Genomic DNA, 13969 nt, shown 5'->3' on the forward strand with positions numbered 1-13969 from the left:
GGCAAGAACACCACCGGCCGCTGGCACCAGCTCCACACCGGAACCCTCGACTTCCGCACCTTCGGCCACTTCGACGCCAAGACCCCCGCCGACGCAGCCCTCGACGCCATGATCGCCGACAACAGCGTCCACCGCATCGAAGCCCACACCGACCTCCTGTTCGCCAAACGCCACCTCTTCAACCGCTCCAACATCGAACTCGACTTCGGCGGCCACCGCATACGCACCGAAGACATCGAGAAGAACACCCACGACAACCCCTTCGGCGCCGTCCTCTCCTTCCGCGGCACCGTCACCGACACCACCGTCCGGCACGCGCTCTCCGGCAAGGTCATCGAGCTCACCGACACCTTCCCGGTGCCCGACGCCAAGGCGTTCGAGGTCGGGCAGTGGTGGGCCGTGCAGGTCGCCCCGGTCGAGGGCGGCGGCGGTGACGAACGCGAGCTGCAGAAACTGGTCGAGATCACCGAGATCGTCGACGCCGGACACATCCGGATCGGCTACCTCAACGGCTGGGAACTCGCCGAGGGCCGCAGGCTCACCTGGACCCGCGTCGAGCCGGTCCAGAACACCCACATCCGCAACATGGTCTTCGAGGGCGCCGGCCCCGACGAGTACACCGGCTCCCATCCCGTCAGCTTCGAGTACGCCGTGGGCTGCGACGTCTCCGGGATCCACGCCACCGGCACCTTCTGGCCGGTCATCATGCGCCGCTGGTGCACCCGCTTCCGCACCGAGGAGTGCTCGCTGAAGAACCCGCCGACCGTCGAGTACGGCGGCGCGGGCTACCTCACCCAGCAGATCTACTGCCTGTACGGGCGGGTCGCGGACTGCACGACCAGCAATGTGCGCCACCTCAACGACCTCACCGCCTCCGCCTACTGCACCGTCGTGAACTGCCACGGCGACGGCGACGACGCGGGCGGCAACCCCTTCACCACGCACGGTCAGTACGAGCACGATCTGCTCTTCGACGGCAACTCCGGACTGATGGACATCGCCAACTCCGGTGCGCAGTGGGGCATTTCCGCGAAGCGGATCACGGTGCGCAGACATGTCTGCTCCTGGTTCACCGCCAACACCAAGATCACCGATCTGACCCTCGAAGACATCACGGTGATCGCGCGCCCCACCTTCGACCAGGCCGGCACCCTCACCGTCAACGCCGACGGCGCCCAGGTGCGCGGCTGCACCGCGAAGACCTTCGCCGTCGCCCAGCGCTCGGCCCGCTCCACCCGGCCGACCACCATCAGCGACTGCTCCTTCGAGCTGCCCGCGGGCGCCGTCCTCGTCCAGACCCCGGTCACCGCCCCGGTGCACTTCGTGCGCTGCACGTTCAGGGGCGTCGACGGCGCGGTCCTGCGCGGGGCCGGGCCGGTCCACTTCACCGACTGCACCGTCACCGGCGCCGAGAACGCGGCCCCGCTCTCGGTCGGCTCCGCGGATCTGCGGATCGACGGCGGCAGCTACGACAACACCGGCATCGAGCTCAGCGCCGTGCGCGACCAGCGGATCACCGTCACCGGCGGCGCCCGTCTCACCGGCAGCAACAAGGCCAAGGCACTCCTCGGCCGGGCCGACGGCCCGGGAAGGGTGACCTGGGACCTCGGCGCGCTCAGCAGCGCCGCCTCCTCGGCGGACACCGCCCATGTCCGCATCGACGAGGGCACCAACCACTACGCGGCGACCGGGGCCCGCTTCACCGGCGGTACCCTCCATCTCGCCCCCGGCGCGCTGGACTCGGTCCTGCACACCTCGTGCGTGGAGGACGGGACGAAGCGCGGCGCGATGCCCGCGAACAGCGACAGGGTGCGCACGGACGGGAACCTGATCCTGTGACCGCCGTGATCCGCACCGCGACGGCGGCCGACGACCCGGCCCTGGCCGCCCTGTGGCGGCGCTGCTTCGACGCCCCGCACATCGTCGGCCTGCATGCCCTCGACCCGGACCGCCACCGGCACACCTTCGTCGCGCAGAACGCCGACGGGGACGGGATCGACGCCGTCGTCGTCTACGTACCGAGGCTGATCCGCGACGCCCGGGGCACCCCGCGTCGGGTCGGCGGCATCGGCAGCGTCGCCACCCGGCCCGAGGCCCGGGGACAGGGCCTGGTGCGGCGGCTGCTGGAGGCCGCGGAGCACACCATGAGGGCCGAGCGGTGCGACTGGTCACTGCTGTTCACCGGCACCCCGGGCGTCTACCGGGGCTCGGGGTGGCAGGAGTTCGCGAGCACGTACACCGAGGGGACGCTCGCGCCACCGCGCGCCGCCGGGGAGTTGCGGATCCGCGAGGCCACCGCGCGGGACGCCGTGGAGGTGGCCGCGCTGCACCACGCGTACAACGCGGACCGGCCGCTCAGCTCGGTGCGGGCGCCCGAGGACTGGGCGGTGCGCGTGCCCGCCTGGTACGGCCCGCCCGACCGGTCGCTCGTGGCCGAGGACCCCGGTTCGGGGGCGCTCGTCGGCTGGATGGTGGCCCAGTACGAGGGAGAGTGCGTGGAGGTGCGTGAATTCGCGGGCGCGCCCCGGAGCCTGAGAGGGCTGCTGGCCGCCGTCGGCGAACGGGGCCGGGCGGCGGGCCTGGACCGGGCCCGGGTGCGGCTCCCCGACACCCCGGAGGTCCGGGCCGCGCTGCCGGCCCTGCTGGCGGACACCCGGCAGGTGACGGAGCACGTGGGGATGGCCCGCCCGCTGCACGCCACCGCGGATTCGGTCCGGGCCACGGTCACGGCGCCCGGCGCGGTCCACTGGTACGGCGACTGCTTCTGAGGGCCGGGCGGGGTGCCGTCGGCGGTGCGGTGCGAGCAGACGGCGCCCGACCGGCCCCGCCCCCGCGTCCATCCGCTTTCTCGGCCTGGCAGGGGTACATCGCGCAGCCGTCACAGCACCGGCGCCGCCGACCGGGCCGCCTCGCGGGCCCGCTCCGGACTCCACGAGCCGAGCGGACGGGCGAGCGGGGCCGCGAGTTCCAGCAGGTCGGGGCCCGGCGTCAGATCCTCGCGGAGCCGCTCCTCCAGCAGGACCAGGAGATCGCCCACCCGCCGGGGACCGGAGTGTGTACCGCCCGGACCGGGCCATGAGGGCGCCGTCCCGGCCCCGGGACGGCGCCGACGGGCCCTGGGTTCATCGAACGGGGGACGGCCGCGCGGCCGTCCCCCGTTCCGGTACGCGAGGCGTTACGCCTCGTTCTTCGGTGACTGCTCGTCGTACGCCGAGGTACCCGAGTCCAGCAGGGGCTCCTGGGTCTTGAGGTGGGCCGGGGCGAAGGCGCGCAGTACGTGATAGCCCGTGATCACCACGATGGTGCCCAGCGCGATCCCGCTGAGCTCGAAGTTGTCGCTGATCTTCAGGCTGACCCCGCCGACGCCGATGATGATGCCCGCGGCGGCCGGCACCAGGTTCAGCGGGTTGCGCAGGTCGACCCCCGCGTTCAGCCAGATCTGGGCGCCGAGGAGGCCGATCATGCCGTAGAGGATGACGGTGATGCCGCCGAGCACCCCGCCGGGGATGGCGGCGACGACCGCGCCGAACTTGGGGCAGAGGCCGAACAGCAGGGCGAAGCAGGCGGCGGCCCAGTACGCGGCGGTGGAGTAGACCCGGGTCGCGGCCATGACGCCGATGTTCTCCGAGTACGTGGTGTTCGGCGGGCCGCCCACCGCGGTCGACAGCATCGACGCGGCGCCGTCCGCGGCGATCGCGGTGCCCAGCTTGTCGTCCAGCGATGCGCCGGTCATCTCGCCGACGGCCTTCACATGACCGGCGTTCTCCGCGATGAGCGCGATGACCACCGGAAGGGCGACCAGGATCGCCGACCATTCGAAGCTCGGTGCGTGGAAGGAGGGCAGCCCGATCCAGTCGGCCTTGGCGACACCCGACAGGTCGAGCCGCCAGTGGTCCACGGCCTCGGCACCGCCGGCCGGGGAGTGGATCTTGCCGAAGATCCGGTCGAGGACCCAGGACAGCGCGTACCCGAAGACCAGACCGAGGAAGATCGCGATGCGCGAGAAGAAACCGCGCAGGCACACTACGGCCAGTCCGGTGAACAGCATCACCAGCAGGGCCGTCCACTGGTCCTGCGGCCAGTACGTCGACGCGGTCACCGGAGCCAGGTTGAAACCGATCAGCATGACGACGGCACCGGTGACCACCGGCGGCATGGCCGCGTGGATGATCCGGGCGCCGAACCGCTGTACCGCGAGACCGGCGAGGAAGAGCACCACACCGACGGCGAAGACCGCGCCGGTGACCACGGCGCTGCTGCCGCCGCTCGCCCGGATGGTCGCCGCGACCCCGACGAAGGAGAGCGAACAGCCGAGATAGCTGGGCACCTGGCCGCGCGTGGCCAGCAGGAAGATGGCCGTCGCGACACCCGACATCATGATCGCCAGGTTGGGGTCCAGGCCCATGAGCACCGGGGCGACGAACGACGCGCCGAACATCGCGACCACGTGCTGGGCGCCCAGTCCGAACGTACGGGGCCAGGAGAGTCGTTCGTCCGGCCGGACCACGGCCCCCGGTGCGGGGGTCTTCCCGTCGCCGTGCAAGGTCCAGCGCACGCCGAGGCCCATGGTCGCTCCCTGTTGTGTAGGTGCGGAGCCGAGCGCCTCGCCGGGCACGTCGCTGCCGCAGAAATGATCAGCGCCATGGTAATGCCGGACCGTGGCCCGCTCGCGGCCGGGCCATGGCCCCTGAGCACGGCCGATGCGGGTGACGCGGGGCCGGCTGCCCCGCGTCACCCGCCGGTCCCACCGCTCAGGGACGCTGCTCGGCCGCCGCCGCGTCCGGGGCGGCGGCCGACGACGACACCGCCCTGCGGTCGCCCGCCCGCAGCACCCCGGCGCCCAGCACCAGACCGAACGCGAGCACCGTCACCAGGCCGAAGGACACGACCAGCGAGGTCGCCTCGGCCAGCGAACCGATCGCGGACGGGGCGATCAGCCCCGAGGTGTACGTGATCGTGGCGACACCCGCGATCGCCTGGCTCGGGTTCGGGCCGCTGCGCCCGGCCGCCGCGAAGGCGAGCGGGACGACCACCGCCACACCGAGGCCCAGGAGCCCGAAGCCGCACATCGCGAGCGCCGCGTCCGGCGAAGCGACCACGAGCACCCCGCCGACGGTCGCGAGGACGCCGCCGACCCGTACGGTCCGGACCGCGCCGAAGCGGTCGACGACCTTGTCGCCGGCGATCCGGGCGACCGCCATGGTCAGCGCGAACGCCGTCGTGGAAGCCGCGGCGAGCCCGGCGGAGGTGTCCATGACGTCCCGGAGGTAGACCGCCGACCAGTCCAGGCTGGCCCCCTCGGCGAACACCGCGCAGAAGCCGACCGCACCGATGATCAGTGCCGACTTCGGCGGCAGGGTGAAGCGCGGCGGCGGCTCCTCGTCCGGCCGGCTGCGCAGGTCCAGCACACCCCGGCAGGCGATCAGGCCGAGCGCGGTGAGCACCAGCGCGGCCAGCGCGTGGTGCAGCCGGGCGTCGGCGCCCAGATGCGCGGCCACCGTGCCCGCTGCCGAACCGATCAGGGCGCCCACGCTCCACATCCCGTGCAGCCCGGACATGATCGACTTGTCGAGGCGGTTCTCCACCTCTACGCCGAGGGCGTTCATCGCCACGTCCGACATGCCGGCCGAGGCCCCGTACACGAAGAGCGCGGCGCACAGCGTCAGCAGGTTGGGGGCCAGCGAGGGCAGGATCAGCGCCAGCGTCCACAGGGCGAGCAGCCCGCGCAGCGCGGTTCTGGCGCCGAAGCGATGGCTGACCGCGCCGGCCAGCGGCATGGCGAGCGAGGCGCCGATCGCCGGGAAGGCGAGGGCGAGGCCGAGCTGACCCGCGCTGACCCCGGCGTGGTCCTGGATCCAGGGCACCCGGGTGGCGAAGCTGCCGGTCACCGCGCCGTGCACGGTGAAGACCGTGGCGACGGCGAACCTGGCCCGTTTCACCTGCTCCATGCCGAAGACCGTGTCTGTGGAATCCGTCGTCATACCGCCGTGCCCTCCCTTGGGAACTCCTCTGTTGCCGGTGGCCCCGGCGCCCGTCTCCACGGTGCGGGCCGTAAACTATCAGGAACCCTGCCTGATAAATAGTGCGCCTGTGCAAGCAGTGCGTCAGCGATCTGGAAGGATCCCGGCATGCCCGCATCACCGAGCACCGCACGGGCCATCAACGACCGGCTCGCCCTGCGACTGCTCCAGCAGGACGGCCCACTGACGGCCACGCAGCTGAAGACCCTGACCGGCCTCTCCCGGCCCACCGTCGCCGACCTCGTCGAACGCTTGCAGGGAGCCGGTCTGATCCGTGTCGTCGGCGAGGCCGGCGCCGAGCGCCGCGGCCCCAACGCCCGGCTGTACGGAATCGCCGCCGACCGCGCCCATCTCGCCGCGCTCGACGTGCGCACCGGCAGCGTCGCCGTGGTCGTCGCCGACCTCCTCGGCGCCACGCTCGCCGAGGCCACCCTGCCCATCGGCACCGACACCGCCACCGAGGCCGCCGCCGAACAGGCCGCCGCGCTCCTGGAGCGCACCGCACGCGAGGCCGGCGCCGGACCCCTGCACAGCGTCGGCATCGGCGCACCCGGTCTGATCGACCCGGTCACCGGAGAACTGCGCAACACCAGCGGGCTGCCCGCCTGGCACCGGCGGCTGGTGCGGGTGCTCCAGCAACGGCTGCCCGCGACCGTGCTGGTCGAGAACGAGACCAATCTCGCCGCCGTCGCCGAACACCGCGGCGGCGCGGCCACCGGCCGCGACACCTTCGTGCTCTTCTGGCTCGGCCACGGCGTCGGCGCCGCCGTCATGCTGGACGGGAAGCTGCGCCGCGGCGCCTCCGGCGGCGCGGGCGAGATCGGCTTCCTGCCGGTGCCCGGCATTCCCGGCACGCCCTCGGCGCTCAACTGCGACGGCGGGTTCCACGCGCTGGTGGGTTCCGCCCCGGTCTGTGCACTGGCAGCCGCCCACGGCATCGCCGTGCCGCCCGGTACCGCCGAGGGGGACAAGGAACCGGGCGCGGCCTTCGCCGTGCGGGCCGCGCTGGCGGGGGAGGGGGACGGCGAGGGCTTCCTGGACGAGCTCGCCGGCCGTCTCGCCCTCGGCGCAGCCGCCGTCGCCGCGGTCCTGGACCCGGGCTGTGTGCTGCTGGCGGGCGAGGTCGGCCACGCGGGCGGCGACGCGCTCGCGGCCCGGGTCGAGGAGCGGCTGGCCCTGATGTCACCGCTGCGCACCGAGGTCAGGGCCGGGCGGCTGGGCGGCGCGGCGGTGCTCCGCGGTGCGCTGCTCGCCGCCCGGGAGGCGGCTCAGGACGAGCTGTTCGCGCCGCCGGCCTGAGGCCCGGCACCGGTGTCCCGCGGGGCATGGCCGAGCCCGGCGGCGACCGGGGGCGATCCGGTCACCGCCGGGCGGTATCGGGGAGGGTCAGCAGGCTCCGAGGTCCTGCCAGACACCCCAGTCACCGGTGGAACCGGGCGCCTCGCCCTTCGTCCACCACTTGGCCTTCCACTGGTGCGAGCCGTGGCTGACCGTCGTACCGGCGCCGTACTCGGAGCCCGCGCTCCAGGCGGGCGCGGTGCAGCCGCCGCCACCGGGGGTCGGGTCCGGCGACGGCGTCGACGTGCCCGTGCCGGGGTCGACCAGGATGCTCCCGCGCGCCAGGTCGGCGGCGAGGGCGTACGACTTGCCGCCGAAGGCCACCGTCCAGTTCGACGGCGTGGAGGTGGGCAGGTAGTAGACGAAGTCGACCTGCACCGAGGCGCCGGGGGCCAGGCTCTGCCAGGCCGGGAGCTTCAGCGAGACGCGGTTGTAGTCGCCCTTGAGGCCGCCGATGTTGTTGGCGGCGGTGTGGTCGCTGCGCACGATCGTGGTGCCGAAGCCCGACTGGTCCTTGGCGTTGGCGGGCGCGGACGTGGCGTAGTCGAACTGGAACTCCGTGGAGCCCGGCAGGGTCGCCTTCGTGTTGTTGGTGATCTTCAGCTTGGGGCTGATCGGGTAGTTGGAGTCGCCGAGCGGGAACTGGTCGAAGGACACATCGATGTCGAGCGCCTCGGTGGGCAGGCCGACGGTGGACCGCTTCGCGCCGTACGGGGTCGCCGACTTGAACGCGTCGTACATCGTCGAGGTGAGCGTGGAGCCCGGCTCGTACTGTCCCTTGGCGGCGTTCCAGCCGTAGTCGCCCGCGAGCTCCCAGATCATGGTGCCGCCGATGCCCTTGTCGACGACGTAGTCCGCCTTGGCGGCGACCGACTGCTCGTCCTCGGTGGACAGGAAGACCTTCTTCTCGGCGTTCCACAGCCAGGGCGCGACCAGCGTCGAGTCGTACTTGCGCACGTAGGTGCCGGTCAGCTTGGTGCCGGCGGGGAATCCGTAGTCGGTGACGTAGTCGCCCACGACCCCCTTCTCCAGGTTCTTCGCATGCCACATCGGGTTGGAACCGGCCGGTGACTCCTTGCCGTTGGCATCCTGGTCGTGCCACAGGTTGTCGATGCCGACCGCGCCGTCACCGCACTTGGTCAGCCCCGCGCCGGCCGGGCAGTCGGTGGTGGCCGCCCTGCCCCACAGCCCGTCCGTGCCGCCCTGCACGTTCTTGAAGCCGCGGGTGTAGTAGGGCAGGCCGATGTTGATCCGGCCGGCCGGCATGGAGCCGCGGAAGTAGTGGTAGGCCCAGTCGGTGTTGAGGTAGCCGGTGCCGCCGTACTGCGAGGTCGAGTAGACGCTCGCCTGGGCGAGTTCGGCGTCCTTGCCGTCGTCGAAGAGCGCGGCGTTCGGCCCGACGTACTCGTTCCAGGCGCCGTGCAGGTCGTACGACATGATGTTGACGTAGTCCAGGTACTTCTGGACCTGGAAGGTCTCCATCCCGCGCAGCAGATAGCCGGACGAGGGCGCGGCCACGCTCAGCAGGTAGTGGGTGCCGTCGGCGGCCGAGGCGCGGTCGAGCTTCTCGCGCAGGGTCTTCATCAGCGCGGAGTAGCCCTTGACCAGACCGGCCCGGCGCGCGTTGGAGAGCGTCCAGTCCAGCGGGTTGCCCGCGTCCTTCATGGTCGTCGGGTACTCGTAGTCGATGTCGACGCCGTTGAAGCCGTACTTCTTGATGAAGGCGACGGCGGAGTCGGCGAAGGTGTCGATGCCGGCCTGGTTGACCGAGCCGTCGGCGTTGGTCGCCATCGAGTAGAAGCCGCCGGAGTCCACCCGCTTGCCGCTGTCGTCGAAGTAGCCGCCGGTCTCGGCCCAGCCGCCCACCGACACCATGGTCTTCACATTCGGGTACTTCTTCTTGAACTTGCTGAGCAGATTGAAATGGCCCTTGTAGGGGAGGCCCGGGTCCATCTCGGCCCCCGCGACACCCGGCCAGGTCATGCCGGTCGATGCGTTGTCCGGCCCGTCGGCGCCCACGGAGATCTTGTTGCCGCCGTCGACATGGGCGAACGCGTAATTCAAATGGGTGACTTTGTCCCAGGGGATGTCGGAGGCGAGGTAGGCGGGTTTGCCGTCCTTGCCGGTCCGCCAGCCGGTGAAGTACCCGATGACCCGCCGCTGGTGGTCGGCGCCCATCTTCTCGCGGCCCTCGGTGTCGTAGACGGAGCAGTAGGGGACGGAGACCCCGGGGGTCTCGTAGAGCCCGTCGGGGCGACAGGACTCCTGGTCGGCGGCGGCCGACGGGGTGGCGGCGAGCGAGCCCATCAGCAGTCCGGCGACGGCTACGCCGGCTGCGAGCAGAGTGGCTCTCGCACGGGTGGGGGACAGCACGTTCGGTTCCTTCCGGGGAGGTTCGGCAGAACACAACTGGCAGGGGGGTGGGTGGTGTTGATGTCCCGGGTGTGCGCACACCGCGGGACCGCTCCTCGGAGGTGACGCAGAGATTAAAAGGACTAGACCACTGCGTCAATAGGTCTGGACCTTTAGGCGTCAACTTCTTCGGCCGCGCCCCTCGCCCCGGTCGTCCTGTGAGCCAGTCCACAGACGCTCACTCGTATGGCCCGCCGCCGGGCGTGGCACACTGATCGTGTACCAGCAGCAGCGCACTCCGGGGTCGGTGCAATTCCGAACCGGCGGTTATAGTCCGCGACCCGTCCGCATCCAGCGGCCGGTTGACCAGGTGGGATTCCTGGACCGACGGTTAAAGTCCGGATGGGAGGCAGTGCGCGGCGGGCCGTTTCGCGGGTACGCCGCCGTCGGCGGATGGTTTTCGGGCGACCGATCCATCCGTGTTTTCCGGCATTTTCGGCGTTCCCCCGTGGCGTTCCCGCTTCATCTGTCGTCATCGACAGGCCCCGGAGTCCGTGCCCGAAGAGGCAGGAGGACCCGGTGGACACCGCAGCCGACATCACCGCCATGCGCCGTGCGATCACGCTCGCCGCCCGCGGTCTCGGCTCCACCAGCCCCAACCCCGTCGTCGGCTGCGTCGTCCTCGACGCCGCGGGCCGCCACGCCGGAGAGGGCTTCCACCAGCGGGCCGGCGGACCGCACGCCGAGATCCACGCCCTGCGCGACGCGGGCGACCGGGCCCGGGGCGGCACCGCCTACGTCACCCTCGAACCCTGCAACCACACCGGCCGCACCGGCCCCTGTGCCCAGGCACTCGTCGAGGCCGGGGTCGCCCGCGTCGTCTACGCGGTCGGCGACCCGAACCCGCAGGCCACCGGCGGTGCCGACACCCTGCGCGCGGCCGGGGTCACGGTCGGGCAGGGGCTCCTCGCGGCCGAGGCCGAGGCGGGCAACGCCGCCTGGCTGACCTCGGTGCGCCTGGGCCGCCCGTACGTCCTGTGGAAGTACGCGGCAAGCCTCGACGGCCGGATCGCGGCCGCCGACGCCACCAGCCGCTGGATCACCTCCCCCGAGTCCCGCGCCGACGTCCACCGGCTGCGCGCCGAGGCCGACGCCGTCGTGGTCGGCTCCGGCACCGCCCGCACCGACGACCCGCAGCTCGGTGTACGCGGCATCGAGACCGCCGTGCAGCCACTACGGGTGGTCGTCGACACCGGCGCCACCGCCGTACGGCCCGGCGCCCGCGTCCTCGACGGCACCGCGCCCACCCTGATCGCCGTCGCCGACGACGCCGAAGCCGGGCACCTGCCGCAGGCGGCCGTCCTGCGGCTGCCGCGCGCCGCCACCGGCCCCGGCCTGGACATCCCCGCCCTGCTCCGCGCCCTGCACGGGCGCGGCATCCGCTCCGTACTCCTCGAAGGCGGCCCGACCCTGGCCGGGGCCTTCGTCGCCGCGGGAACGGTCGACAAGGTCGTCGGCTATCTCGCCCCCGTGCTCCTCGGCGCAGGCCCCGCGGCCCTCGCCGACGCCGGAATCTCCACCATCGCCGAGGCGTTGCGCCTCGATGTGACCGAGACCGTCCGAATCGGCCCCGATCTGCGCATCACCGCCGTCCCCGGCCCTGCCCGGAAGGGAAACTGAGTGTTCACCGGAATTGTCGAAGAACTGGGTGAGGTCACCGCCGTCGAGAAGCTCGACGACTCCTCCCGATTCCGCCTGCGCGGCCGTGTGGTCACCGAAGGCGCCAAGCACGGCGACTCCATCGCCGTCAACGGCGTCTGCCTCACCGTCGTCGACCTCGGCGACGGCGAGTTCACCGCGGACGTGATGGCCGAGACCCTCAACAGGTCCAGCCTCGGCGCCCTGGACACCGGATCCCGGGTCAACCTGGAACGCCCCATGGCGGTCGGCGGCCGGCTCGGCGGACACATCGTCCAGGGCCATGTCGACGGCACCGGGCGCATCGTCGAGCGCAGGATCTCCGAGAACTGGGAGATCGTGAAGGTCTCCCTCCCCGCGGAGCTGGCCCGCTACGTGGTGGAGAAGGGCTCGATCACCGTGGACGGCGTCAGCCTCACCGTCGTGGACGCCGGACCCGACTACTTCACCATCAGCCTCATCCCCACCACCCTCGCCCTGACCACGCTCGGCATCAAGGAGCCCGGCGACCCGGTCAACCTGGAGGTGGACGTCATCGCGAAGTACGTCGAGCGGCTGCTCGGCCACCGTGCGCAGGAGCCCGAGGAGCCGGCGAAGTGACTGCCCTGAACTGGCTGAACTCGCAGGCGTTCACCGTCTTCGGGCAGCACATCATCTGGTCCGACATGATCGGCAACACCGTCGGTCTGATCGCACTGACCCTGGGCTGGCTCCGCTCCATCTGGACCTGGCCCGCCCAGCTGCTGTCCGGCGTCGTCCTGGTCGCGGCCAACGCCTCCGTGCACCAGGCGGGCAGTGTCGGCAAGCAGCTCGTCGTCATCGCCGTGGCCGTCTGGGGCTGGCAGCAGTGGACCCGGGGCAGGCAGCAGGCGCAGGACGGCTCCATCGCCGTACGGTTCGCCACCTGGCGCGAGCGCGGCTTCCTGCTGGGCGGCGCCGCCCTGGGCACCCTCGCGGTCGGCGGTCTGTTCACCGCGTTCCCCTCGCTCTCCTGGAGCCCGTGGGCGGACGCGTACATATTCGCCGGCACCCTCGTCGCCATGCTCGCCCAGGCCCGCGGCATGGTCGAGTTCTGGTTCGCCTGGCTGCTGGTCGACCTGGTCGGCGTACCGCTGAACTTCCACAGCGGACTCGCCTTCTCCGGTCTCATCTACGTCGTGTACGGCGCCCTCGTCCTGTGGGGCATGCGCGACTGGTGGCTGCGTTCGCGGACACCCGCTCTGGAAGGAGCCACGGCATGACTGCCCAGCCCACCTGGCTGCACCGGGAACACGAGGAAGCCGCCGAGGACCTCCGCCTGGACCCCGTCGAGCAGGCGATCCGCGACATCGCCGCCGGACGGCCCGTCGTGGTCGTCGACGACGAGGACCGGGAGAACGAGGGCGACCTCGTCGTGGCCGCCGAGAAGGCCACCCCCGAGATCGTCGCGTTCATGATGAGCGAATGCCGCGGCCTGATCTGCGCGCCCATGGAGAACGACGAGCTGGAACGGCTCGAACTGCCGCAGATGGTCGACCACAACACCGAGTCGATGCGCACGGCGTTCACCGTCTCCGTCGACGCGTCCGCCGCCCACGGCGTCACCACCGGCATCTCCGCCGCCGACCGGGCCACCACGCTCCGGCTGCTGGCGGGCGGCGAGGCCGGCCCGGGCGACTTCGTACGGCCCGGCCACATCTTCCCGCTCCGCGCCCGCTCCGGCGGCGTACTGGTCCGCAACGGCCACACCGAGGCCGCCGTCGACCTCGCCCGGCTCGCCGGACTGCGGCCCGCCGGGGCCATCGTGGAGATCGCCGGCGAGGACGGCGTGATGCTGCGGCTGCCCCAGCTGGTCCCGTTCGCCCGCAAGCACGGCCTCTCGATCATCTCCATCGAGGACCTGATCGCCTACCGCCGCAGCGCGGAGCCGACCGTCCGCCGCGAGGCCGAGGTACGGCTGCCGACGAGCTTCGGCCCGTTCACCGCGTACGGCTACCGCTCCACCACCGACGGCGTCGAGCACGTCGCGCTCGTCCACGGCGACCTCGGCGACGGCGGCGACGTCCTGGTCCGGGTCCACTCCGAGTGCCTGACAGGCGACATCTTCCAGTCCCAGCGCTGCGACTGCGGCCCCCAGCTGCACGCGTCCATGCGCCGGATCACCGAGGAGGGCCGCGGCGTCGTCGTCTACCTGCGCGGCCACGAGGGCCGGGGCATCGGGCTGCTCTCCAAGCTCCGCGCGTACGAACTCCAGGAGCGCGGCGTCGACACCCTCGACGCCAACCTGGAACTCGGCCTGCCCGCCGACGCCCGGGACTACGCGGCGGGCGCCCAGATCCTCAAGGACCTCGGCGTCCACAGCCTCAGGCTGATGACCAACAACCCCGACAAGACGGCCGCGATCCTGCGGCACGGACTCGCCGTCACCGGCCGCGAGCCGATGCCCGTCCAGGCCGGCGAACACAATCTGCGCTACCTGCGCACCAAGCGCGACCGCATGGGGCACGACCTGCCCTGGCTCGACACCGCCACGGCGTCGACCTGCGGCAACCAGTGAGATCACGGAAACGAGCGGTAGGAGA

General features: G+C 71.9%; 11 protein-coding genes and 1 riboswitch. Of the genes, 7 read left to right on the forward strand and 4 right to left on the reverse strand.

Going from position 1 to position 13969, the window contains the following annotated elements:
- Together AB0D53_RS27500 and AB0D53_RS27505 are read left to right on the forward strand one after the other, a co-directional pair.
- Nucleotides 1-1839, forward strand: a 1839-nt coding sequence (locus AB0D53_RS27500; protein ID WP_362451296.1) for a peptidase C14, incomplete at its 5' end; no start/stop codon positions are given.
- Nucleotides 1836-2768 (forward strand): GNAT family N-acetyltransferase, encoded by a 933-nt coding sequence (locus AB0D53_RS27505; RefSeq protein ID WP_362451298.1) that lies wholly within the window; start codon nt 1836-1838, stop codon nt 2766-2768. The genes AB0D53_RS27500 and AB0D53_RS27505, both read left to right, overlap by 4 nt.
- Nucleotides 2769-2878: 110 nt before the next feature.
- Here AB0D53_RS27505 and AB0D53_RS27510 read toward each other — a convergent pair whose 3' ends face one another.
- From AB0D53_RS27510 to AB0D53_RS27520, 3 genes are all read right to left on the reverse strand, one after another.
- Nucleotides 2879-3037 carry a hypothetical protein gene (locus AB0D53_RS27510; protein ID WP_362451300.1) on the reverse strand — a complete coding sequence of 53 codons (159 nt, stop codon included), beginning with the start codon at nt 3035-3037 and terminating at the stop codon, nt 2879-2881.
- A gap of 138 nt (nt 3038-3175) precedes the next feature.
- Nucleotides 3176-4567, reverse strand: a complete 1392-nt coding sequence (locus AB0D53_RS27515) for a solute carrier family 23 protein (RefSeq protein ID WP_362451302.1) — start codon at nt 4565-4567, stop codon at nt 3176-3178.
- A gap of 184 nt (nt 4568-4751) precedes the next feature.
- Nucleotides 4752-5981: an MFS transporter gene (locus tag AB0D53_RS27520; RefSeq protein WP_362451304.1), complete on the reverse strand. Its 1230-nt coding sequence runs from the start codon at nt 5979-5981 to the stop codon at nt 4752-4754.
- Nucleotides 5982-6128: 147 nt separating this feature from the next.
- On the opposite strand from AB0D53_RS27520, the gene AB0D53_RS27525 reads away from it, so the two are divergent.
- Nucleotides 6129-7319, forward strand: coding sequence for an ROK family transcriptional regulator (locus AB0D53_RS27525; protein ID WP_362451306.1), 1191 nt, complete (start codon nt 6129-6131; stop codon nt 7317-7319).
- Between the two features lie 87 nt (nt 7320-7406).
- On the opposite strand, the gene AB0D53_RS27530 is transcribed toward AB0D53_RS27525, so the two are convergent.
- On the reverse strand, nt 7407-9731 hold the full coding sequence (locus tag AB0D53_RS27530) for a glycosyl hydrolase family 18 protein (protein ID WP_362451308.1): 2325 nt from the start codon (nt 9729-9731) through the stop codon (nt 7407-7409).
- Nucleotides 9732-9999: 268 nt separating this feature from the next.
- A riboswitch (FMN riboswitch) is annotated at nt 10000-10130 on the forward strand.
- A 159-nt stretch (nt 10131-10289) separates the two neighbouring features.
- Here AB0D53_RS27530 and ribD point away from each other — a divergent pair.
- The 4 genes from ribD to AB0D53_RS27550 are packed head-to-tail and all read left to right on the forward strand — an operon-like array spanning nt 10290 to nt 13944.
- Nucleotides 10290-11390 carry a bifunctional diaminohydroxyphosphoribosylaminopyrimidine deaminase/5-amino-6-(5-phosphoribosylamino)uracil reductase RibD gene (ribD, locus tag AB0D53_RS27535; protein ID WP_362451311.1) on the forward strand — a complete coding sequence of 367 codons (1101 nt, stop codon included), beginning with the start codon at nt 10290-10292 and terminating at the stop codon, nt 11388-11390.
- Nucleotides 11391-12008 (forward strand): riboflavin synthase, encoded by a 618-nt coding sequence (locus tag AB0D53_RS27540; RefSeq protein WP_329816706.1) that lies wholly within the window; start codon nt 11391-11393, stop codon nt 12006-12008.
- Complete coding sequence (locus AB0D53_RS27545) at nt 12005-12649, forward strand: nicotinamide mononucleotide transporter family protein (RefSeq protein WP_362451314.1); 645 nt, start codon at nt 12005-12007, stop codon at nt 12647-12649. Before AB0D53_RS27540 ends, AB0D53_RS27545 begins: the two co-directional genes overlap by 4 nt.
- Nucleotides 12646-13944, forward strand: coding sequence for a bifunctional 3,4-dihydroxy-2-butanone-4-phosphate synthase/GTP cyclohydrolase II (locus AB0D53_RS27550; protein ID WP_362451317.1), 1299 nt, complete (start codon nt 12646-12648; stop codon nt 13942-13944). Before AB0D53_RS27545 ends, AB0D53_RS27550 begins: the two co-directional genes overlap by 4 nt.
- The last annotated feature ends 25 nt before the right edge of the window (nt 13945-13969 follow it).

This window comes from Streptomyces sp. NPDC048295, from assembly GCF_040652135.1.
GTDB lineage: Bacteria > Actinomycetota > Actinomycetes > Streptomycetales > Streptomycetaceae > Streptomyces.

Coding starts and splice junctions, on each gene's coding strand:
- AB0D53_RS27550 (WP_362451317.1), top strand. CDS start 12,646: ATGACTGCCCAGCCCACCTGGCTGCACCGGGAACACGAGGAAGCCGCC.
- AB0D53_RS27515 (WP_362451302.1), bottom strand. CDS start 4,567: ATGGGCCTCGGCGTGCGCTGGACCTTGCACGGCGACGGGAAGACCCCC.
- AB0D53_RS27525 (WP_362451306.1), top strand. CDS start 6,129: ATGCCCGCATCACCGAGCACCGCACGGGCCATCAACGACCGGCTCGCC.
- AB0D53_RS27520 (WP_362451304.1), bottom strand. CDS start 5,981: ATGACGACGGATTCCACAGACACGGTCTTCGGCATGGAGCAGGTGAAA.